Source organism: Anaerosalibacter bizertensis (assembly GCF_009696605.1).
GTDB classification, from domain to species: Bacteria; Bacillota; Clostridia; order Tissierellales; family Sporanaerobacteraceae; genus Anaerosalibacter; species Anaerosalibacter bizertensis.
Map to the genome: position 1 here is coordinate 1 of NZ_VULR01000014.1, position 23,658 is coordinate 23,658.

19 protein-coding genes, 2 pseudogenes and 1 riboswitch are annotated in these 23,658 nt (G+C 31.5%); of the genes and pseudogenes, 2 read left to right on the forward strand and 19 right to left on the reverse strand.

Features of this window, described 5'->3' with window-relative positions:
• Window positions 1–212: 212 nt before the first annotated feature.
• Window positions 213–1,021 (reverse strand): annotated as a pseudogene (locus FYJ27_RS09735) (IS3 family transposase); the annotation flags it as partial.
• A gap of 82 nt (window positions 1,022–1,103) precedes the next feature.
• Between FYJ27_RS09735 and FYJ27_RS13100 the strand changes: the two are divergent.
• The gene (locus FYJ27_RS13100) at window positions 1,104–1,358 is read left to right on the forward strand and encodes a YesK family protein (protein ID WP_154484661.1); all 255 of its coding nucleotides are present in this window, start codon (window positions 1,104–1,106) and stop codon (window positions 1,356–1,358) included.
• Window positions 1,359–1,384: 26 nt separating this feature from the next.
• Window positions 1,385–1,715, forward strand: a pseudogene (locus tag FYJ27_RS09745) (IS3 family transposase); the annotation flags it as partial.
• Window positions 1,716–1,993: 278 nt separating this feature from the next.
• Here the strand turns inward: FYJ27_RS09745 and FYJ27_RS09755 are convergent.
• The 18 genes from FYJ27_RS09755 to FYJ27_RS09840 form a co-directional block, all read right to left on the reverse strand.
• Window positions 1,994–2,662, reverse strand: coding sequence for a hypothetical protein (locus FYJ27_RS09755; RefSeq protein ID WP_154484663.1), 669 nt, complete (start codon window positions 2,660–2,662; stop codon window positions 1,994–1,996).
• Window positions 2,663–3,263: 601 nt separating this feature from the next.
• Window positions 3,264–3,992: an ABC transporter ATP-binding protein gene (locus FYJ27_RS09760; protein ID WP_154484664.1), complete on the reverse strand. Its 729-nt coding sequence runs from the start codon at window positions 3,990–3,992 to the stop codon at window positions 3,264–3,266.
• A complete protein-coding gene (locus FYJ27_RS09765; RefSeq protein ID WP_229775528.1) occupies window positions 3,926–4,183 on the reverse strand; it encodes a response regulator in 258 nt (85 codons plus the stop codon). The genes FYJ27_RS09760 and FYJ27_RS09765 overlap by 67 nt, the downstream gene beginning before the upstream one ends.
• A gap of 124 nt (window positions 4,184–4,307) precedes the next feature.
• Entirely contained in the window at window positions 4,308–4,676 is a 369-nt protein-coding gene (locus tag FYJ27_RS09770) for a DUF1667 domain-containing protein (RefSeq protein WP_326831073.1), read from the reverse strand.
• 1 nt (window position 4,677) lies between these two features.
• The gene (locus tag FYJ27_RS09775) at window positions 4,678–5,943 is read right to left on the reverse strand and encodes an NAD(P)/FAD-dependent oxidoreductase (RefSeq protein WP_154484665.1); all 1,266 of its coding nucleotides are present in this window, start codon (window positions 5,941–5,943) and stop codon (window positions 4,678–4,680) included.
• A 12-nt stretch (window positions 5,944–5,955) separates the two neighbouring features.
• Complete coding sequence (locus FYJ27_RS09780) at window positions 5,956–7,407, reverse strand: NAD(P)/FAD-dependent oxidoreductase (protein WP_154484666.1); 1,452 nt, start codon at window positions 7,405–7,407, stop codon at window positions 5,956–5,958.
• Window positions 7,408–7,425: 18 nt separating this feature from the next.
• Window positions 7,426–7,992, reverse strand: a complete 567-nt coding sequence (locus FYJ27_RS09785; protein ID WP_154484667.1) for a glycerol-3-phosphate responsive antiterminator — start codon at window positions 7,990–7,992, stop codon at window positions 7,426–7,428.
• Between the two features lie 172 nt (window positions 7,993–8,164).
• The gene (locus FYJ27_RS09790) at window positions 8,165–8,479 is read right to left on the reverse strand and encodes a YerC/YecD family TrpR-related protein (RefSeq protein WP_154484668.1); all 315 of its coding nucleotides are present in this window, start codon (window positions 8,477–8,479) and stop codon (window positions 8,165–8,167) included.
• Between the two features lie 160 nt (window positions 8,480–8,639).
• On the reverse strand, window positions 8,640–10,310 hold the full coding sequence (locus tag FYJ27_RS09795; protein ID WP_154484669.1) for a formate--tetrahydrofolate ligase: 1,671 nt from the start codon (window positions 10,308–10,310) through the stop codon (window positions 8,640–8,642).
• 293 nt (window positions 10,311–10,603) lie between these two features.
• Window positions 10,604–11,896, reverse strand: coding sequence for an NCS2 family permease (locus tag FYJ27_RS09800; protein ID WP_154484670.1), 1,293 nt, complete (start codon window positions 11,894–11,896; stop codon window positions 10,604–10,606).
• Between the two features lie 28 nt (window positions 11,897–11,924).
• Complete coding sequence (gene purD / locus FYJ27_RS09805) at window positions 11,925–13,178, reverse strand: phosphoribosylamine--glycine ligase (protein WP_154484671.1); 1,254 nt, start codon at window positions 13,176–13,178, stop codon at window positions 11,925–11,927.
• Between the two features lie 28 nt (window positions 13,179–13,206).
• Complete coding sequence (purH, locus tag FYJ27_RS09810) at window positions 13,207–14,739, reverse strand: bifunctional phosphoribosylaminoimidazolecarboxamide formyltransferase/IMP cyclohydrolase (protein ID WP_154484672.1); 1,533 nt, start codon at window positions 14,737–14,739, stop codon at window positions 13,207–13,209.
• Between the two features lie 4 nt (window positions 14,740–14,743).
• The gene (gene purN, locus FYJ27_RS09815) at window positions 14,744–15,370 is read right to left on the reverse strand and encodes a phosphoribosylglycinamide formyltransferase (RefSeq protein ID WP_154484673.1); all 627 of its coding nucleotides are present in this window, start codon (window positions 15,368–15,370) and stop codon (window positions 14,744–14,746) included.
• Window positions 15,358–16,392 carry a phosphoribosylformylglycinamidine cyclo-ligase gene (gene purM / locus FYJ27_RS09820; RefSeq protein WP_154484674.1) on the reverse strand — a complete coding sequence of 345 codons (1,035 nt, stop codon included), beginning with the start codon at window positions 16,390–16,392 and terminating at the stop codon, window positions 15,358–15,360. The genes purN and purM overlap by 13 nt, the downstream gene beginning before the upstream one ends.
• A 14-nt stretch (window positions 16,393–16,406) precedes the next feature.
• A complete protein-coding gene (purF, locus tag FYJ27_RS09825; protein WP_226807562.1) occupies window positions 16,407–17,768 on the reverse strand; it encodes an amidophosphoribosyltransferase in 1,362 nt (453 codons plus the stop codon).
• Between the two features lie 11 nt (window positions 17,769–17,779).
• Window positions 17,780–18,268, reverse strand: a complete 489-nt coding sequence (gene purE / locus FYJ27_RS09830; protein ID WP_226807561.1) for a 5-(carboxyamino)imidazole ribonucleotide mutase — start codon at window positions 18,266–18,268, stop codon at window positions 17,780–17,782.
• A gap of 56 nt (window positions 18,269–18,324) precedes the next feature.
• Entirely contained in the window at window positions 18,325–22,062 is a 3,738-nt protein-coding gene (locus tag FYJ27_RS09835) for a phosphoribosylformylglycinamidine synthase (protein ID WP_326831074.1), read from the reverse strand.
• 143 nt (window positions 22,063–22,205) lie between these two features.
• A riboswitch (purine riboswitch) is annotated at window positions 22,206–22,306 on the reverse strand.
• Between the two features lie 212 nt (window positions 22,307–22,518).
• Complete coding sequence (locus FYJ27_RS09840; RefSeq protein WP_154484676.1) at window positions 22,519–23,643, reverse strand: alanine dehydrogenase; 1,125 nt, start codon at window positions 23,641–23,643, stop codon at window positions 22,519–22,521.
• Window positions 23,644–23,658 lie beyond the last annotated feature (15 nt).

Consider the following 23,658-nt stretch of genomic DNA (forward strand, 5'->3'; position numbering starts at 1 on the left):
GCGAGCGATAGCGAGTTTATTTACCCTTGACGGGATTAAATAAATAATCTTAGACTTGCAAATAAATTCAAGAAAGTTTAAATATATTGTTCGGTAAAAAACTGTCCAAAAAAGTGTTGACATGTCAGTATCATAAGAGAATGGATTGGCAACCCCTTTTTGAACAATATTTTACTTAACATAGATTTTATTAAATATCTATGATGTCTTTCTAATGTCATAGTACTTAGTTCTCTATATTCAATTGGTGTCTTGTATCCTAAAGCTCCGTGAACCCTTAGGTTGTTATACCAAAAGATATACTCTGCTAGCTCTAATTGTAGTTGTTCTAAGGTCTCAAATTTTCTATCCACAATATTTGGTATAGAAAATTCATTGCAATTATTAGTATCAACCTTATATTAAGCCACTGTGTAATTGGATACCAGGCCATTTTCATTCATAATTCTAGATATCCTTCTTCTTGAAACATTATGGCCTAATTTTTCTAGTTCTACTTTAATTTTTCTTGTTCCATAATTATTTCTACTACGCCTAAAGATATCTTTAATGTGTTTTGTAATTATGGATTCTTCATTGTAAGGAGTAGAAGGTTCTTTATTTAAATGGTAATATACTAAACTTCTTTGAACATTTAAAAGTTCACACATTGCACTAATACTGTATTTCTTTCTATTAGAAATGATAAGGTCTACTTTTTGCCTAGTAGTAGTGCTGCCTGCTTTTAACTGACTCACTTGGCAATTTATTGCCTTAGTGGAACTTATCCTTTAGGGCAAATATCATTTTCCATTTCAAGTTGCTTTACTTTCTTCCTAAGTTCAATTAATTCTTTTTCCTCTTCAGTTCTATTATCTTCCACATCAAAGGAATTAGAATTATTATATCTTAGTACCCAGGTTCTAATAGTAGGGGCGGCTACACCATATTCATCACCTAGACTTCTGTAACTGTGATTTCCTTGGTTGTAGATCTTTACTACCTGTTTTTTGAAATCCTCATCGTAACGTTTTCTGGTCATTAAAATCTCCTCCTAATTTTATTGTACATTGTACCATGTTAAGTAAAGATCTGTCCTATTAAGTGTAACCTATTCAATATTAATGTCAGAAGGTTGGTTTCCTATATTATTTATAGGAATTATATCTGCTATAGGTATTTTAATAATGTCTTTTAAAGTTACAAGAACAGTTCTATTTATAACCTCTTCTATACTAAGTTTAATCTGTATTAGCTTATTTTTTTACAGTCTAACTGATATTAAAAGTTGGAAAGGCTTCGCAGTAGGGTTTATTACCATAAGTTCTTTAATAGGTATATGGATAGGTACTATAATTGGAATGCTAATAAAGAAATGAGCCTATTATAATAGGTTGCCAATTCATATCCTCTAAAACATATCAACATATTTCATTCAGACCGTAGTAATGAGTATGATAATATAACGATAGACAATATTTTAGATACTTTTAAAATAGAACGTTCTTTGAGCAATAAAGGAAATCCATGTGATAATGCAGTTAATAAGGCCACTAATAAAATATTGAAAACATAATTCATATATCAAAGAAAATTTGAAACCTTAGAATAGTTACAACTAGAATTAGCAAAGTATATTTATTGGTATAATAATCTAAGAATCCATAGATTTTTAGATTATTATACCAATTGAATATAGAGAATCAAACACTGCAAAATTAGAAAAAGTATCATAAGCACCCAACAAAATCTATGTTAAGTAAAATTCTGTCCAAAATAGGGTTGCCAATCCAACTGCAGTTCTTACCGATTTTAGGCCATATCCATGATATAACTTATTCATTTTATTAATTATCAGTTCATTACCTACTTTTGTCAGCTCATGCATATATGGATTTTTCATAACTGCTGATAAGTAATTTTTATAGCAAAATATTTTTAACGATATATAACATTCAGATTCCATTAATTATATATATCATAATTAGTATTGTGATAAACTTAATGTTGTAATTTACTTTATCAATAAATATGAAACCCCAAATATGGCAAAATATATAATAGTTCTAAAAAAATCCGAATCTTTCTTTTTCTCGAAACTTAAAGAAATTAAAAGAATTATTGAATAAAACAATAATCCAATACCAATAATCCATATCGGCTTTTGGAAAAGTATTCCCACCATTAATGTTGCGATTAATAATATTGGAACCCCTAATACCATAAATGATTTATTAATTTCATGTTTTTTATAGGGTAAGTACAATCCTTCTTTACTTTTTTCCACTAATAAATTCTTCTGATTAGCCATTAAATCTATTATATTATTTATAAATAAAGCTTGATGTAATGCTACTATTGGTGCTCCAATACCTAATTCTTTGATTGTTTTAACAAATTCAAAGAGTTCAAATTTATACAAGACAATAACTGCTATAAATATAACAAATATATAAACAGATATAGTAAGATTAATTCTTGAAAAAGTAATTAAGTTTTTTTGAATTAAAGGGTTTTTTAATTTCATGTTTTTTAATATAAAATTTTTTCTATTTTTCCCTGCTGACGTTTCTCTAACAAATCCTTGTGCATCTTCAATTGCATTTCCTCTTGCTAAATAGCTAGCTCTACTAATAAAAACCATATCAGCAAATGATTTACCAAAATCAAAATCTGTATTCAAAGCCTCCCTAATGCTATAAATAGATACATAGGTTAAATATAATATTAGTACAATAGATAAATATTTATTTGTATATAATTGGAGATTCAATACTATAGTATATATAAAAACAAAACCCATTATTTTAATATTAAACCCTTTATTATAGATAAAATATCTACTAATTATTGAAATTATGAACAAATTCCAAAGACTTAAGAATACTTGTATTGTTTGGAAGCTAATTTTAAAATTATTTAATATTAAAGCTATAAGAATACTGAAAACAGCATAAGAAATAATCTTCTTAAATAAACTAAGTTTAAAAATCTTACGGAATTTAGAGCCTGATAAATAAATCATACTTGCTGGGTGCCACTTTAAGGGTGTTTTTTTATAAATTAAGGTAAATAAAATAAATACCATGCTTATACCTAGAACAATTTGATTACTATAAAGATTAATTAATTCTGAATTCAAAATAATCATTTTACCAAACTGAAAAACCGTAAATACAAAGACTATGCCCATTATCATTAACCCAATAAAAAGGTTTTTTATCATAGACTTCATTTCTCTAATTTTTATTTTAAATTTATAAGATAAAATTACTCTTAAATCATTAATCTTCTTCACCACCTTCTGATAGGTGTAAATAAAGATCTTCAAGATTTTTACAATCAGGAGTTTTTGCTAAAATTTCTTGTACCGTTCCAACCCCTATCAAATTTCCCTTATCAATCATAATGTAATAATCACATAAGTTTTCTATTAAAGCTAATAGATGAGTAGATAGAATAATTGTTTTCCCTTTGTTTTTTAGTTCTAAAAATCTTTCTCTTAAATTATTAAGCTGTCTAGGATCTAATCCTGAAAAAGGCTCATCTGCTATTAAAAGTTTATAATCTCTAAGCAATGCACAACATATCAATAATTTTTGTCGATTCCCTTTAGACAGTTCATGTGGAAATTTATTTAAATGACTTTCTAATTGAAAATCTTTTTTAAGCTTTTCAACCTTTCCTTCTGTTTTATACATTCTACTTATAAAATCAAGATGTTCATTAACTGTTAATTCTTCATAGTAAACAGGTGTATCTGGAATATAAGCAAAAATATTATCTTCTTGAGCAATACTCTTATTTTTTTCTCCAAACACAGTAATTTCACCGGAGTAATCATCATAATAATTTAATAAACATTTAATCATGGTTGTTTTACCTGAACCATTAGCTCCGATTAATCCTACAATTGAATTTTTTGGAATATCAAAACTTATATTTTTTAAAGCATGGAATTCATTATAATATTTATTAACTTTTTTAAAAGATACAGCTCTTGTTTTGTCCATACTATCTCCTCCTCTTTAAAAGGTTTTACTATATAGTCATAACAATGTATTTCTTTAAATGCCATCAATTCTCTTGTAGGTATTGCAGTTACAAATATAATAGGGGTTAATTTATAATTATCTATATTTCTTATTTCTTTAGCTAATTCAAATCCTGAATAATCTTTAAGTTGAATATCCAATAAAAACATATCATAATAAATACCTATTGTTTAATATTCTAGACATCTTCTCATTCTCCTTCTTTCGTATATTATAAGAAAAAGGAGTGATTTTCCCTTAAGGGAAAATCACTCCTTTTTTAACAATATTCCATTATTGTTCTACAGTTCTAGAGGATATTAGATCTACTCCTGTATCTAATAAGTTTTCGATTATTACTTCTCCTTCTTTTACTGGTGGTTTTACTTCTACATTACTTATAACTTTCATTGATTCCATCATTTTAGCTTTAGGTATTCCACCTTTAGTTACTACTGGAAGTCTATTTAAATGGTCACTTTTTAGTTTAACTGTACTTGTTATAACCCTAGTTGGATTGGTTACTTCTTTTATTCCATATTCTGCTCCTCTTTTACAGGTGTTTCCTTCTACTGTATATCCTTTTAAACTAGTTTCATCCTTTTTTATAGTCAATCTACATCCTCTAGGGCATACTATACAAACTTTTTCATATACATCCACCTTATTTCCCTCCCTCTTGGATGGATACTTTTAAATCTCCTATTTCTCCATCTTTTAACTCTGAAGCATTTATTTTTATTTCTTCCATCTCTCCTGGAGCAAATTGTATCTTCTTTATTTCTTTTATAGCTTTATCTCCATTTTCAAGTACTAATTTAGCATCTTTAAATATATCTGTTACCCTCATAAATAAAGTTAAATCTTCATCTACATTTTCTACCCTTATTTCTTGAGGTACTATATATCTGATGCCTTCTCCTGGTATGGTTTTTACAGTATGTGAATCTTCTTTTAGTTCACCTTTAACAAATTTAGCTGCACATTTACCAGCTTTTCTACTTTCTCTAGTTACATTGTCAACTAAATCATGGACATGGACTACATTTCCACAAGCAAATATTCCACTTACACTGGTTTCCATAGATTCGTTAACTATGGGTCCATTGGTTATAGTATCTATTTCTATATTAGCTTCATTAGATAGTTCGTTTTCTGGAATAAGTCCTACTGAAAGCAACAATGTATCACATTCATACTCTACTTCACTTCCTGGTATAGGTCTTCTATTTTCATCTACTTTTGCTACTACTACCCCTTCTAGTCTATCTCTTCCTTTAATATCTACTATAGTATGGCTTAAAAGTAGTGGTATATTAAAATCATCAAGACATTGAACAATATTCCTTGTAAGTCCACCTGAATAAGGCATAAGCTCTACTACTGCTTCTACTTTAGCCCCTTCTAAAGTCATCCTTCTCGCCATTATAAGCCCAATATCTCCTGAGCCTAGTATGACTACTTTTTTTCCCACTTGATAGCCTTCCATGTTTATAAATCTTTGAGCTGTACCTGCTGTAAATATACCTGCAGGTCTAGTTCCTGGAATAGTTATAGCACCTCTAGGTCTTTCTCTGCAACCCATAGCCAATACAATAGCTTCGGCTTTTATTTGTATAAGTCCATCTTTTGTGTTAATTGCTTCTATATTCCTATCTTCATCTATATGAAGCACCATAGTATCTAATTTATATTCAATTCCCATTTCCTTTAATTCCCTTATGAATCTTTCTGAATACTGTGGTCCTGTTAATTCTTCTTTAAATACATGAAGGCCAAATCCATTATGAATACACTGTTGAAGTATTCCGCCAAGCTCTTTATCCCTTTCTATTACCAATATATTTTCCACGCCATTTTTTCTAGCTTCAATTGCTGCTGCTAAGCCAGCTGGGCCTCCACCAATGACTACAATTTCATAGCTATCCATTTTTCTGCCCCCTTACTCTTCACCATTTTCAATTTCTTTTGTTTCTCCTGTGAGTATATAAGAATCAGTACCATCTTTAACTATATCTGTCACATCTTTATTTAGTTCTCTTGCCAATATCTCCATAACCCTTGGCATACAGAATCCACCTTGACATCTTCCAAAACCAGCTCTTGTTCTTCTTTTCACTCCATCTACAGTAGTAGCACCTGCATTCCTATTGATACAATCTATTATTTCACCTTCAGTTACAGTTTCACATCTACAAATTATTCTTCCATAACTTGGATCCTTTTTAATTAACTCCGCTTTTTCCTCATTTGACAATTCTGCAAAACGGATTACCTTTTTCCTCTTAGGATTAAAGTCCTCTTTATCTTCTAAACCACCTGCTATATCTTTTACCATTCCAGTTACATATTCTGCTATAGCTGGGGAAGATGTAAGTCCTGGTGATTTTATTCCTCCAACATTTATAAATCCTTTCGCTACTTTTGATTCTTCTATGATAAAATCCCCTGTATCTGGTTCTGCTCTTACACCTGTAAAGTTAGTTATATTCTTATTGAAAGGTATTCCCTCTACACTCTTTTGTGCAGTTTCTCTTACCATTCTCAATCTATATCCAGTAGTTTCAGTAGCCTCCTTATTTGGCACCACTTCATTGTCTGGCCCTACTATTATATTTCCATGGGCTGTCGGTGAAACTACTACCCCTTTTCCAAACTTTCTAGGACATTGGAATATTACAGTATTTATCATTTCTCCTGCTGCTTTATCAAGTAAATAGTATTGGCCACTTCTTGGAGTTATTTTAAAACTACTATCTCCTACCATTTGACTTATTTCATCTGCATATACTCCAGCACAATTTATAACGTATTTTGCTTCTATTTCTCTTTCACTGGTCTTTATTCTATATCCACTATCTGTAGTTTCTATATTCTTTACTTCATTGTTTAAATATAGCTCTGCTCCATTGTCCATTGCATTTTCAGCTAATGCTATAGCTAGCTCCCAAGGACTTATAATTCCAGCTGTAGGAGCATATAGAGCACCAACTACATCTTTACCTATATTAGGTTCCAATTCCTTGATTTTTTCCCTATCTATTATTTCTAATTTAGGTACTCCATTCTTAACTCCTCTTTCATAAAGTTCTTCAATAGTCTCCATATCCTCTTCACTAAATCCTACTACTAGTGAACCATTCCTTTTAAAAGGTACATCTAATTCTTCACATACCTTATCAAACATAGGATTCCCTTTTACATTGAAATAAGCCATTTTTGTATTAGGCTTTGCATCATAGCCTGCATGAACTATCCCTGTATTCGCCTTAGTTGCACCACTTGAAATATCATTATCTTTTTCCAATATAACAATATCTAATTCATATCTTGATAGTTCTCTTGCTATAAATGTACCTGTTATACCTGCACCTATTATGGCTACATCATACATTTATATCTCTCCCTTCTTTTACATATACCAAACTTTTTCATTACTTGTTGATATGGCTACTGCTCCAGAATTTAAACTTCCTATTACATCTTCCTTATCCATTATGAGTCCACCTGTTATTATAGGTCTTCTAGTTTCTTGAACTACCCTTTTTACAATCTTAGGCATTATTCCTGGAAGTATTTCTACAGCATTAGGTTCAGTATTTTTAATGTTTCTTATACCTGTATCTAAAGATAGTGAATCTAATACAAAAAGCCTTTGAATAGCAAAAATATCTAATTCTCTCGAATAATTAATAAGGCTACTTTTAGTAGTTATTATTCCATGAGGATTTATGTTTTTTGCTATATATTGCAGACCCCAGTTGTCTTTAGATATTCCATCTATTAAATCTAGATGTATATATATTCCTTTATCTTTTTGTCTTACCTTATCTACTATTTCCTTTAAATTTACAATATTTCCCGTTAAAAGGAAAATGTTTTCACAAGGGGAATTTATTGCATTATCCAATTTGTTTAGATCATTAACAGCTGCTATTATAGGGTTTATCTCTAGTCTTTTAAAAAAATTAGTATCCAAAATAATACCTCCTCAAGGAATTTACTATTTCTTCCTATTGTAAAAAAGCAAAAAAGTGTACCAAAAATCTGTTTCCAGATTTTTTGATACACTCTCATTATCTCAATACAATATTTATTTTAACTATATTATATCATCTATATACGTTTTTGTAAATAAATTAGCTATACTTTTATTCATCTTTATCTAATTTAGGGTATCCTAATCTATCTAGTACCATATTATAACCATCTGCTCCGTAGTTCAATGCTCTACTTATCCTACTGATGGTAGCTGTACTAGCTCCTGTTTTTTCTTCAATTTCATTATAAGTTCTATTCATTCTAAGTAATTTTGCCACTTCAAGTCTTTGGCTAATAGCTTGTATTTCTTTTATAGTACATATATCTTCAAAAAAACGATAACATTCTTCCATATTTTCAAGTTTAAGTATTGCTTTAAATAACGAATCTACCTGATCACTTTTTATCCTAGAATTATAATCCATCGAATCACACCCCCTTTATCTCTTTACTCCTTTAATTCTACTTTTTTCTTCAAATACCTTCTGTAATATAATTTTTTACATTTTTTTAATTAATTATAAAAGAGGAGCTATCACTTTATCTTAAATAACGATAAAGTGATAGCTCCTCCTAACCTACTTATTAAAATAATCCTTTTATTTCTCCATCTTTAGTTATATCCATATTATTTGCTGCTGGTACTTTTGGAAGTCCTGGCATAGTCATTACATCTCCTGTTAATGCTACTAAGAACTTAGCTCCTGCTGATATTTTAATCTCTCTTACTGTAATTTTAAATCTACTTGGTCTTCCTAGTAAGTCTGGATTATCAGATAAGGAATACTGGGTCTTAGCCATACATATAGGCATTTTATCAAGGCCAAGCTTTTCAATTTGTTTAATTTCCTTTAAAGCTTTTTGAGTAAATTCTACTCCATCTGCACCATAAATATCTTTAGCTATTTTTTCTGCCTTTTCCACTATAGTAGAATTTTCATCATATAACACTTTAAAGTTTGAAGGGGTACTTTCTACAACTTCAACTACCTTCTTAGCTAGTTCTATTCCACCTTCTCCACCTTTTGCCCATACTTCTGAATGTACTACTTCTACTCCTAATTCTTTACATTTATTAAATACAAGTTCTAATTCATTGTCTGTATCTGTTGGGAAATGATTTATAGCTACTACTACTGGAACGCCATAGCCTTTTACATTTTCTATATGTTTTTCTAGGTTTTCAAATCCAATTTCTAAAGCTTCTAAATTCTCTTCATTTAATTCTGTTTTTTCAACTCCACCATGAAGTTTCAATGCTCTAACAGTAGCAACTATTACTGCTGCATCAGGTTTTAGATCTGCAAATCTACATTTAATATCAAAGAACTTTTCCGCACCTAAATCTGCACCAAAACCTGCCTCTGTAATAGTATATTCTGCTAATTTTAGAGACATCTTTGTTGCCAATACACTATTGCAGCCATGGGCAATATTTGCAAAAGGTCCACCATGAATAAAAGCTGGAGTATTTTCCAATGTTTGAACTAAGTTTGGTTGCAATGCATCTTTAAGAAGCAATGTAAGAGCACCTTCAGCATTTAAATCCCTTGCATGTACTGGTTCTCCATTATAATCATAAGCTACTAAGATATTTCCTAATCTTTCTTTTAAATCTTCTAAATCATTTGCTAAACAAAGGATAGCCATTATTTCAGATGCTACAGTAATATCAAAACTATCTTCTCTTGGTACTCCATTAGACTTTCCACCTAATCCAACAACTATATTCCTAAGAGCTCTGTCATTCATATCCAATACCCTTTTCCAAGTAATTCTTCTTGGGTCTATTCCAAGTTCATTTCCTTGATGGATATGATTGTCAAGTAATGCCGAAAGTAAGTTGTGAGCAGTAGTTATAGCATGAATATCCCCTGTAAAATGTAGGTTAATATCCTCCATAGGTACTACTTGGGCATACCCTCCTCCTGCAGCCCCTCCTTTAATTCCAAAACAAGGCCCTAAAGAAGGCTCTCTAAGTGCAGATATAGCAGTTTTGCCAATCTTATTTAACGCCATACTTAAACCAATATTCATTGTAGTCTTTCCTTCTCCAGCAGGAGTTGGATTTATAGCTGTAACCAAAATCAATTTTCCATCTGGTTGATCTTCTCTTTCTTTAAGTACATCTAATGAAACTTTAGCTTTGTAATCACCATATAACTCCAAATCCTCTCTGCTAAGTCCTAACTGTTTTGCAATTTCCTCAATAGGTTTCATTTTTGATTCTTGAGCAATCTGAACATCAGTCTTCATAGCTTTCCCCCTCACTTAATTTTATCCATGATTTCTGGATAATTTATTAAATATTCTAAAATTATAAAATCTACTAGCTATAAAAGTACATACCCTTCCTTATTCAAAACTAATACCCTATTAAATCCTAATTACACTATAAATAGAATGTTTCTATTGTCAAATACCATTATACCAAATTTTTCTTAAAATGAAAATTTAAAGTATTCTATATATTTTAACCTTGGAAATAAATACCTGCTATATATAATATATAGCAGGCTCTTTAATTTTAAAACTATTTATTGTTATTTTTATATCATAAATCTAATTATAAACAAAATACTTAATATATACATTACTAAAGATACTTCTTTCCCTTTACCTGTAAGTAATTTTAAAACTACATAAGATAACATTCCAAATACTATTCCTTCAGCAATACTATATGCTAAAGGCATCATAATAATTGTTAAGAATGCTGGTATAGCTTCTGTAAAATCATCTAAATCTATTTCTTTAATTGGACTCATCATGAAAAGTCCTACTAATATAAGTGCTGGTCCTGTAGCTGATGATGGTACCATTGTAAATAATGGTGCAAATAATAATGAAAGAGCAAACATGCCTGCAGTGGATAGAGCTGTAAGACCAGTTCTTCCTCCTTCAGCTACTCCTGAAGCACTTTCAACAAATGTTGTTACAGTACTAGTTCCTAGACATGCTCCACCTATTGTACCTACAGCATCTGCAAGCAATGCTTTACTAACCCTTGGAAGTTTTCCTTCTTCATCTAACATATTTGCTTTAGAAGCTACACCTGTTAATGTTCCTATAGTATCAAATATATCTACAAATAAGAAAGTAAATACTACTATTATCATATCTTTAGTAAAAATATTATGCCATTCAAATTGGAAAGCAACCTTACTTAAAGATGGTGGTAAACTTATTATTTTTCCGCCTTCTGGCAAAATTGTAACTCCCATAGGTATACCTATAACAGTAGTTGCTATAATTCCTATAAGTAATGCACCTTTCACATTTTTAGCTAATAAAACACCTGTTATTATAAGTCCAATCAGTGCTAATAGTGCTTCTGGTTCGTTTATAGCTCCTAGAGCAAGGGGTACTCCTTCTCCTTGAACTACTATTCCTGCTGAATTAAGTCCTATAAAAGCTATAAATAATCCAATACCTACTGAAACAGCTTTTTTTAGATTTATAGGTATAGCATCAAAAATAGCTTCTCTCGCTTTAACAAAGGACAATAGTATGAAAATAATACCTTCTATAAATACTGCTGTTAATGCAAACTGCCATGAATATCCCATTTCTAATACAACTGTATAGGCAAAGAAAGCATTAAGACCCATACCTGGTGCCAATGCAAAAGGATATTTTGCATAAAGAGCCATTATTAATGTAGCTATAACTGCAGATAGTGCTGTAGCTGTAAATACTCCTCCTTTATCCATTCCAGTTTCTGAAAGAATCAAAGGATTTACTGCTAAAATATAAGCCATAGTCATAAATGTAGTAATTCCTGCCAATATTTCTGTTTTTACATCAGTATTATGTTCCTTTAGTTTAAAAAAGTTTTCCATGATTCTCCTCCTTCGTTTAACTTTTACTTTATATTATTCCAATATCTTTCCTATAGCAAAGACCATCAAATTTTATTTTGTCTATATTTTTATAAACCTTCTCTCTAGCCTCTTTAAGAGTATCTCCTAAAGCTGTTACAGATAAAACCCTTCCTCCATTAGTTAATAGCTTCCCATCTTCCATTTTTGTTCCATTATGAAAAAGTATTATATCCTTGTCTAACTCTTCAGTTCCTGTTATTTCTTTCCCTTTTTCATATTCCACTGGATATCCTTTAGATGTCAAAACTACTGTAACACATTTTTTATCTGTCCATTTTAAATCTTCTTCTTTCAAACTTCCATCCATAGTCTTTTCAAATATATCTACAATATCATTTTCTAATCTAGGTAAAACTACTTCTGTTTCTGGATCCCCAAATCTGACATTGAACTCTAACACCTTAGGTCCATCTGCTGTCAACATAAGTCCTATAAATAAAATACCTCTAAAATCTATATCCTCATTTTTAAATCCAATTTTTATATTTTTTAATATACTTTTCTCTATTTCTTCCTTCAACTTATCAGTCATTACTGGATTAGGTGAAAAACAACCTACTCCACCAGTATTTGGCCCTTTATCTCCTTCAAATATCTTCTTATAATCCCTTGCACTTTCCATAGGAATTATATTTTCATTGGACACAAAACAAAGCAAGGAAGTTTCTGTTCCTTCTAAAAATTCTTCTATTAAAATTTCTTCTCCTGATAAGCCAAATTTCTTATCTACCATTATATCTTCAATGGCCTTGATTCCTTCTTCCTTAGTCTTGCATATAATAACACCTTTGCCTGCACAAAGGCCATCTGCTTTTATAACTATTGGGTAGTTTAGACTATCTAAAAAGCTAATTGCAGCTTTTGCTTCTTTAAAAACCTTATACTTTCCTGTTGGAATATTGTATTTTTCCATAAACCCTTTAGATATTATCTTGCTTCCTTCTAAAATTGCACCTTTCTTGTTAGGTCCAAATATCTTAAGACCTTTTTCATTAAATCTATCTACTATTCCATTAACTAAAGGATCTTCTGGACCTACAACAGTTAAATCTATATCTTTATTTATTGCAAAATCCAATAAAAGATCTATATCCTTTGGATTTATATTCACATTTTCAGCTACCTGAAGAGTTCCACCATTACCTGGTGCACAATATATCTTTGATACCCTCTTGCTTTCAGATAGCTTGTGACACAATGCATGCTCTCTTCCTCCACTGCCTATAACTAAAACTTTCATATCTATCCCTTCCTTTTAAATGGAATAATCAGTGTTTAAAATGTCTCATATGTGTAAATACCATAGCCATATTGTTTTCATCTGCTGCCTTAATAGATTCTTCATCTCTAATAGAGCCACCTGGTTGAATAACTGCTGTAACTCCTGCCTTAGCCAACGCTTCAACAGAGTCTCCAAATGGGAAGAATCCATCAGAAGCTAGTACACTTCCCTTTACTTTTTCTCCACTATGTTCTATAGCCTGTTCTACAGCCCATATCCTATTTGTCTGGCCCATTCCAATACCTATTGTTCCTTTATCTTTTACAAGAACAACTGAATTACTCTTTACATTCTTAACTGCTTTCCATGCAAACATTAGCTCTTCTAACTCTTCTTCTGTAGGTTTTCTCTTAGTTACAACTTCCAAATCCTCTTTTAAAAGGACTGTATCCCTTTCTTGTACTAAGATACCTCCTAAAACCTTTTTAACATCATAGGATTTATAATCATTTTTCATAATATCTTTTAATTCTAAAAGTCTAATATTCTTCTTAGACTTTAATATTTCTAATGCATTTTCTGTATAAGATGGTGCTACTACTACTTCAATAAAAATACTATTTATCATTTCTGCTACTTCTTCATCTACTTCTCTATTTGCTGCTATTATACCGCCAAAGATAGATACTTTATCTGATTCATAAGCTTTTTTATATGCTTCTAAAAGATTTTCTCCACTTCCTATACCACAAGGATTAGCATGTTTTACTGCTACTACTGTTGGCTCTTCAAATTCTTTAAGTATTTCTAATGCTCCATTTGTATCATTTATGTTATTAAAAGATAGTTCTTTTCCATGTAATTGAGTAGCCCCTGTAAGGGTTCCTCTATTATCCCCTACTTCCCTATAAAATGCTGCTTTTTGGTGAGGATTTTCTCCATATCTTAGACCAACTTTTTCTTCAAAAGTTAAAGTAATAGTATCTGGAAAATCTATATTATCTTTTTCATTAAAATAATTAGCTATAAGGCTGTCATAATTACTTGTATATTGGAATACCTTCCTTGCAAGACTTCCTCTAGTTTCTAAACTGGTTTCCCCATTTTCTCTTAATTCATCTATTACCTTTTCGTAGTCCTTTGGATCTACTATAACTGTTACATATTTATAGTTTTTTGCTGCTGCCCTAATCATTGAAGGACCGCCAATATCAATATTTTCAATTACTTCCTCATGGGTTACTCCTTCTTTTAGTACAGTTTGTTTAAATGGATATAGATTGTTTACTACTAAATCTATTGGCTTCATATCTAGTTTTTCCAATGTTTTCACATGTTCTTCATTTTCTCTTATATAAAGAAGTCCACCATGAATATTAGGATGAAGAGTTTTAACCCTTCCATCAAAAGCTTCTGGAAATCCTGTTATATTTGAAATATCTATTACTTCCAATCCTGCCTCTTTTAAAGTTTTTTTAGTTCCACCTGTAGATATTATTTCCCATCCTAAATCTACTAATTCCTTTGCAAAATCTACAATTCCAGTTTTGTCCCAAACACTAATAAGTGCCCTTTTCATATTATCACCTCAATATAGTTACTTTTCTATCTTCTAATTTTATCTTCCTATCACAAAACAACTTTACAGCTTCAGCCAATATTTCATGTTCTACCTTTAAAACTCTATCTTTCAATGTTTCCACTGTATCCTGTTCTTTTACTTCTACCGTTCTTTGAAGTATTATAGGTCCTGTATCCGTTCCTTCATCAACAAAATGGACCGTTGCTCCAGTTACTTTCACTCCGTATCTTAAAACTTCTTTATGAACTTTCTCCCCATAATAGCCTTTCCCGCAAAAGCTAGGTATTAATGATGGATGGATATTTATTATTCTTCCACTATATTCTCTTACGAATTCTTTAGATAAAACCCTTAAATATCCAGCCAATACTACTAAATCAATTTCCCTATTTTTAAATGTTTCAATAACTTTCCTATTATACTCTTCCTCTGAACCAAAGCTTTTTCTATCTATATATAAAGCTTCAATTCCTTCTTTTTCTGCCCTTTTTAAGCCATATGCATCTTTTTTATTGGACATAACCAATTTTATTTCCCCATTTATATATCCACTTTTTATACCATCTATTAGACATTGAAGATTGGTGCCGCCGCCAGATATCAAAACTCCAATTTTTATTGGTGACATAGTATTACCCTTTCTTCTCCACTTTTTATTTCTCCAAGAAGAACCCCTTTTTCACCTTTTTCATTTAAAAATGATAGTACATCATCTATTTCATCTTTTCCTACAACGAAAACAATTCCTATACCCATATTAAATGTGCTATACATCTCATCTGTATCTATGTCTCCATATTCTTGAATTAAATCAAATATATATGGTCTTTCAATATCTTTAGTATTTATAACTGCAGTAAGTCCTTCAGGAAGCATTCTTGGAATATTTTCATAGAATCCACCACCAGTAATATGGCTAATTCCCTTAAGATTAAAGTTTTCTATTAGATCATATAGTGGATTTGTATATATTCTAGTAGGTTTTAAAAGTGCTTCTCCCAATGTAGATTTAAGTTCAGGAATATATTTATCAGCATCTAATTTAGCCTTATCAAAGAATATTTTCCTAACTAAAGAATAGCCATTGCTATGAACCCCACTTGATGGAAGACCTACAACTAAATCCCCTTCTTCAATAGCTGAGCCATCTATTATCTTGTCTTTATCTACTATACCTACACCAAAACCTGCCATATCATATTCTCCGTCTTGATAAAACCCTGGCATTTCTGCTGTTTCTCCTCCTATTAAAGCACAACCACCTTTTATACAACCATTGGCTACTCCTTCAACTATCTTAGCCATTTTTTCTGGTTCAAGCTTTCCTGTAGCTATATAATCAAGGAAAAATAATGGTTTTGCTCCTTGACATAGAATGTCATTTACACACATAGCCACACAATCTTCCCCTACAGTATCATGTTTGTCCATCATAAATGCAATTTTCAACTTAGTTCCTACTCCATCTGTTCCAGATACCAATACAGGTTCATTATATTTTTCCTTATCTAGAGCAAATAATCCACTAAAACCACCTACATTTGAAAGTACTCCTTCTGTGTAGGTCTTATTTATAAAGTTTTTTATAAGTTGTACTTCTTTGTATCCAGCCTCTTTATTGACTCCAGCTTCTTTATAAGTTAGTTTCATATCTTTCTCCTTTCTTATATATCTTCAATATCCATAGGATAGTTCTCATCAAAACAACCTGTGCAAAACACATCTTCTCCTCCTGCCCCATCTATAAGGCCTTGTAAAGATAGGTAGTTAAGAGAATCTGCTCCTATTATTTTTCTTATTTCTTCTATAGATTTATCAGAAGCAATTAAATTTTTCCTTTTAGTAGTATCCAATCCAAAGTAACAAGGGTATATTACAGGAGGGGAACTTATTCTAACATGGACCTCTTTTGCTCCTGCCTTCTTAAGCATTGTTACTATTGATCTCATTGTAGTACCTCTAACTATAGAGTCATCTACAAGTACTACTTTCTTCCCTTCTACATTTTCTTCTAATACATTTAGCTTTATCCTTACTCCTTGTTCCCTTAGTTCCTGAGTTGGCTTTATAAAAGTTCTTCCTACATATCTGTTTTTTATTAACCCTTCATCATAAGGTATACCTGAAGCCTCTGCATATCCTATAGCTGCAACCGTTCCTGAATCTGGAGCTGAAATAACTATATCTCCATCTGCCGGACATTCCTTAGCAAGTATTTGACCTGCCTTTCTTCTAGCTAAATAAATAGTTTTTCCATCTATCTTGCTATCTGGTCTAGCCATATATATAAGTTCAAATATACAAAGTTTTTTATTGTACTCTTTACCAGACTTTATACTTTTTAGCTCTCCATCACTTATAACTACCATTTCTCCTGGTTCTACATCTCTTATATAAGTAGCTCCTATAGTATCAAAAGCACAAGTTTCAGAAGATAGTATATAGTTATCTCCAAGTTTCCCTATAGATAGTGGCTTAATTCCATAAGGATCTCTCACTCCAATAAGTCTATCCAATGTCATAAGTACTAGTGAATAAGAACCTTTAACCATTTTCAAAGATTTTTGTATGGCCATTTCTATATCATCTTTGTGAAACCTAGCTATTAGATTTGCTATTACTTCCGTATCTGTATTTGTTGAAAATATAACTCCATCATCTTCTAACTTTTCTCTTAACTGTCTAGAATTTATTAAATTACCATCATTGGCTAGGGCTAGTGCACCTTTTTTGTATCCAACTACTAATGGCTGAGCACTTAATGAAATTTCTTCTTCCCCATTATCTTTCGATTCCACATGACCTATGCCTATATTACCTCTAAATCTACTTAATGTTTCTTTTGGAAAAACTTCATGGACTAGTCCTGCATCTTTAAAATAATCTATAAATCCATTTTTATTTACTGCGATTCCAGCACTTTCTTGTCCTCTATGTTGTAGTGCATACATTCCATAGTATAGTATTTTGGAAATATCTTTGTTTTCCTTATCATATATTCCAATAATTCCGCACAAATTGACCACCCTTTCAGGCCTTAGTTAAGTTTATTTACTACCTCTTTATCCATTTCACTAACTTCCCTAGCCATTTGTTCTTTATATTCCTTAAGCTTTTCTTTCAATCCATCATATTTTATTGACAACATCTGTACTGCTAAAATACCTGCATTTTCTGCTCCATTAATAGCTACTGTAGCTACTGGTACACCTTTTGGCATCTGCACTACAGAAAGCAAAGAGTCCAATCCATCCATAGTAGATGATTTAATAGGTAAACCTATTACAGGTAAAGTACTAACCCCTGCTAAAACTCCTGCTAAATGGGCTGCCTTTCCTGCAGCAGCAATAATCACTTCTATACCATTTTTATCTGCATTTTTTGCAAACTCTATAGCTTCAAAAGGAGTCCTATGGGCTGATATAACCCTTACTTCAGACCCTACTTGAAAATCATCTAAAACCTTAACTGTCTTTTTCACTATATCTATATCAGATATACTTCCCATAACAACAGCAACTTTCACAATTATCCCCCCTAAAGTTTGTTATTTGTAATATTTTAGATAATTGGCTAAGCCAATTATCTAAAATATCCTACTCCTGCTTCAAATATCCTTTGATCTTTTTCTCCCGGAATATTTTTACAAATATTTTTTCCTATTCTTTCTGAATGGCCCATCTTACCTAAAACCCTACCATCAGGACTTGTTATAGCTTCTACTCCTAATAATGAACCATTTGGATTGAAATCTACATATCTAGTAGCTATTTGACCATTTCTTATAAGTTTTTCTAATTCAGCTTCATTTGCAACAAACCTTCCCTCACCATGAGAAATAGGCATTGTATATACTTCTCCTACTTTAGTATTGCTAAACCAAGGTGAAAGATTTGAAACTATTTCTGTTTTTGCCATAGTAGAAACATGGCTTCCTATACTATTAAAAGTAAGGGTTGGTGAATTTTCATCTATGTCCCTTATTTCTCCATAAGGTAAAAGTCCTAGCTTTATAAGCGCTTGAAATCCGTTACATATACCTAAAATAAGTCCATCTCTTTTTTCAAGAAGATTCATTGTAGCTTCTTTTACATATGGATTTCTAAATACTGTAGCTATAAACTTACCAGATCCATCAGGTTCATCTCCACCACTAAACCCTCCAGGAATAGCAATTATTTGAGACTGATTTATAAATTTTACCATTTCTTCTATAGAATATTTAATATCTTCCTTGTTTAGATTTCTAAATACAAAGGTTTCTACTGCTCCTCCAGCCTTTTTAAAAGCTCTTTCTGTATCCCATTCACAGTTTGTTCCTGGAAATACGGGAATAAATACTCTTGGCTTACCAAGTCTACCTTCAAAATTAACCTTTGGTCCATTAGTATATCTAATGTCAACATCCTTTTCTTCTGCCTCTGCTTTTATTGGGAATATATCTTCTAATGGTTCTTCCCATTCAGCCATTAATTTATCTAAATCTATTTTTTCCTGGGAAATTTCAATATATTCTCCAGCATGAGTAGCTCCAAGTACTTCAAAATCCACACCTTCAAATATTTTTTTAATATTTTCCGATTTATCTATTTCAAGTATTATAGAACCATATTTAGGAGTAAATAGTTCTTTTTTATCTACATCTTCATTGAATCTAAATCCAATTTTATTTCCAAAGCACATTTCTGAAATACTTCTGCCAATTCCGCCTATTTTAACTGTTGAAGCAGAAAGTACTTTTCCATCTTCTATTAGTTCATATATTCTGCTATAGTTTCTGTCCATCTGTTCAAAGTTTGGCATTCCTTTTTCATCTATATCTAGTGGAAGTAATATTACAAAGCTTCCATTTTTCTTAAACTCTGGAGAAACTACCTTATCTGCCTTTCCTACATTTACTGCAAAAGATATAAGGGTTGGAGGAACATCTAAATCGTTGAAAGTACCTGACATACTATCTTTTCCTCCAATACTAGGAATATTAAGTTCCTTTTGGGCTACAAAAGCTCCTAATACAGCACTAAAAGGTTTCCCCCATCTTCTTTCATCTTCACCTAGTTTTTCAAAATACTCTTGAAAAGTCAGTCTAGTCTTTTTATAATCTCCACCTATAGCCACAATCTTTGCTACAGATTCAATTACTGCATAAAGTCCACCATGGAAAGGACTCCATTTTGAAAGTTTTGGATCAAATCCATAAGTCATTATTGAACAAGTATTGGTTTCTCCTTCTAGTACAGGAATCTTAGATACCATTCCTTCTATTGGAGTCTGTCTATACTCTCCACCAAGAGGCATATGAACAGTTCCACAACCTATAGTATTATCAAATTTCTCTACCAATCCTTTTTGACTAGCTGTATTTAAATCCTTCATATTTAAAGTCCAAGCTGTCTTAATATCATCTAAGTTTTCTTCTACTTCCTGTGGTATATCCTTTAAATAACTGTCTTCCATAGGCTGTTCTACAAATACTTTAGTAAATTTCTCAGTTCCATTTGTATCTAAGAACTTTCTTGAAATATCTACTATAGTATCCCCTTCCCATTCCATTACAAGCCTATCTGTATCTGTAACATTAGCTACTACAGTCATCTCTACATTTTCTTCTTCTGTATATTTCTTGAACTCTTCTAAATCTTCCCTATCTATAACTACTGCCATTCTTTCTTGAGATTCAGAAAGAGCTATTTCCGTTCCGTCTAATCCTTCATATTTTTTAGGTACTTTGTCTAAGTCTATATAAAGTCCATCTGCCAATTCTCCAATAGCTACTGAAACTCCACCTGCTCCAAAGTCATTACATCTTTTAATCATTTTACTTACTTCTGGTTTTCTAAAAAGTCTTTGAATTTTTCTTTCTATTGGAGGATTTCCTTTCTGAACTTCTGAGCCACAAGTATATAGTGATTCTTCATCATGTTCCTTTGATGAGCCTACTGCTCCTCCCAACCCATCTCTTCCTGTTCTTCCACCTACCAATAACACTAAGTCTCCATTTTCAGGTCTCTTCCTTATTACATTTTCCTTAGGGCTTGCTCCAAGTACAGCTCCTACTTCCATCCTCTTTGCAATATATCCATTGTCATAAATCTCTCTTACATATCCAGTAGAAACTCCAATTTGATTTCCATAAGAACTATATCCTTTCATAGCATCTATAGTTATTCTTCTTTGAGGTAATTTTCCTTGTAATGTATCTTCAATTTTCTGTCTTGGATTTCCACTGCCTGTTATTCTCATAGCTTGATATACATAACTTCTTCCTGAAAGTGGGTCTCTAATAGCTCCACCAAGACAAGTTGCTGCACCACCAAAAGGTTCTATTTCTGTTGGATGGTTGTGGGTTTCGTTCTTAAACATCAATAGCCATTTTTCAATTTTGCCGTCTACATCTACATCTATTTCAATACTTGCTGCATTTATTTCTTCTGACTTTTCTAAATCATCAAGTAGTCCTTTCTTTGAAAGGTTTTTCCCCATTATAGTGCCCATATCCATTAAAGAAACTGGTTTTTCTCTGTCCTCATATACATATTCTCTAGTAGTTAAATATTCTTTAATAGCCTTTTCAAATATAGAGCTATAGAATCCTTCTTCAATATCTATATTTTCAATCCTAGTATTGAAAGTTGTATGTCTACAATGGTCTGACCAATAAGTATCTATTACCTTTAACTCTGTTATAGTAGGATTTCTTTTTTCTGTATTCTTAAAGTATTCTTGACAAAATAGCAAGTCTCCAATGTCCATAGCAAATCCTATTTCATCTCTTAAACTTTCCAACTCTTCCTTAGTTTTATCTAAAAATCCTTCAACTACTTCTACTTTCTTTGCCACTTCCCACTCTACTTCTAGAGTTTCTAATTCTAGTGGAACTTCTCTACATTCAACACTATTTATATGATAATCTTTAATTTTTTCTAATTCATTATTTCCAATTTTCCCTTGAAGAACTATCACTTTAGAACTGCCTACTTTATATCCACTTTTTTCTGTAAGTATTTCTAAACATTGTACTGCTGAGTCTGCTCTTTGATCATATTGTCCTGGAAGATATTCTACTCTAAAATAAGATTCATCTTCAGCTAAAGGAAAACTCTTTTCATATACTAAATCTATATTTGGCTCTGAGAAAATAGTATTTACAGCTTCCTTATATTCCTCTTCAGAAATATTTCCAATTTGGTAATAGTTTAGTATTCTAACATTTTCCAATCCTTCAATATTAAGATTTTCTTTTAAATCTCTATAAAGCTTTTTTGCTTCTATATCGAATCCAATTTTCTTCTCTACAAACAATTTTTTAATATTCTCCACAGGAAAACCCTCCTTAAAAATTTTAAAGCCCGAACGGGCAGGCTCTAGTGAAACCTACCCGTCCGGGCTTTTCCCCCCTCGGTGTAGTATTGGCTGTCCAATACTTGTACCGCTCGGTCCAGACAAGAATTATTCTTCGGAACCCTAGGCACACTTTCACTCATAGCTAAATGATTTACGGTCATTAGTAGAAACTTCTCAGCCCTATTCTGAGAATTATATGAGTAACGATTAATTTATCTATAATTATAATATCAATATTGTTTATGTCTGTCAATGGAATTTATAAAAGTATTTTTGAATATTCACTATATCATAAACATTACAGTACATTTTAATATATTTATTCATTTAATAGTAAAGAATAGTTTTCTTATATATTTTTCTTCATCCAAAAAATAATTTATTTTTAAAATATAAAAATCTCCCTGTTTCGTAAAACAGAGAGATTTTTTTCTAATCCTCCATACCTAATGCTTTTTCTGGAGAGATATATGGCCTATCTTGTTTTTTACCTGTTTCTTCTAATGTCAATTGTCCTTCATAAGAAGTAAGACCTCTTCTTAAATATTTATTATCAATCAATGCTTGTTTAACACCTTTATCTGCAATTTGTAATGCAAAAGGTAGTGTAGCATTACATAGTGAATATGTAGAAGTTTGTGGGAATGCTGCTGGTATATTGTCAACTACATAATGGGTTATACCTTCCTCTACATATACTGGATCATCATGGCTTGTAGATCTTGAAGTTTCTATAGCTCCATTGTCATCACATGAAACGTCAACAATTAATGAATTTGGTTTTATAAGTTTTAACATTTCTCTTGAAACTAAATGATCTGTTCTCCATTTTGGCCATAGTATACAGTTCATAAGTACATCTGTTCTCTTCAAACAATTAATTAGATTTTGTTCATCAGAATAAAGTAATTCTACATTTGGAGGCAATATATGTTTTGCATGTTCTAAATTATCTGTATTTACATCTAAAATAGTTACCTTATTTCCAAAAGCTGCTGCAAGTTCTGCTGCTCCAAGACCTGCATTTCCTGCACCTATTATTGTAATCTCCGGTGTTCTTACTCCATGAACTCTAGCAAGCATTAGACCATTTCCACCATGGATACTTTGAGAGAAGTTAAGTGCTGCTATAAATCCACCTTTTCCAGCTATTTCGCTCATAGGTTTAAGTAGTGGGAATCCTCCATTTCTATCATAAACATCTTCATATGCAATTCCTATTGCTTTGCTTTCTAGGAATTTATCTGTTTGTTCTCTATGAGCATTTGAGTGAATATAAGTAAATACTATTAAATCTTCTCTTAGATATTTATATTCTTCTTCTAATATCTCTTTAACCTTGTAGATAAGTTCTGATCTCTTATATAGTTCTTCTGCAGTTTCAACTATTTCTGCACCTTGAGCTATATATTCTTCATTTGAAAATCCACTTCCTATACCTGCATCTTTTTCTACTAAAACAGTATGTCCTCTTTTAACAAATTCCTTAACCCCATTTGGAGTACAAGCTACCCTATATTCGTTATTTTTTATCTCTTTTGCTATACCTGCTATCATTTCTACTCCTCCTCA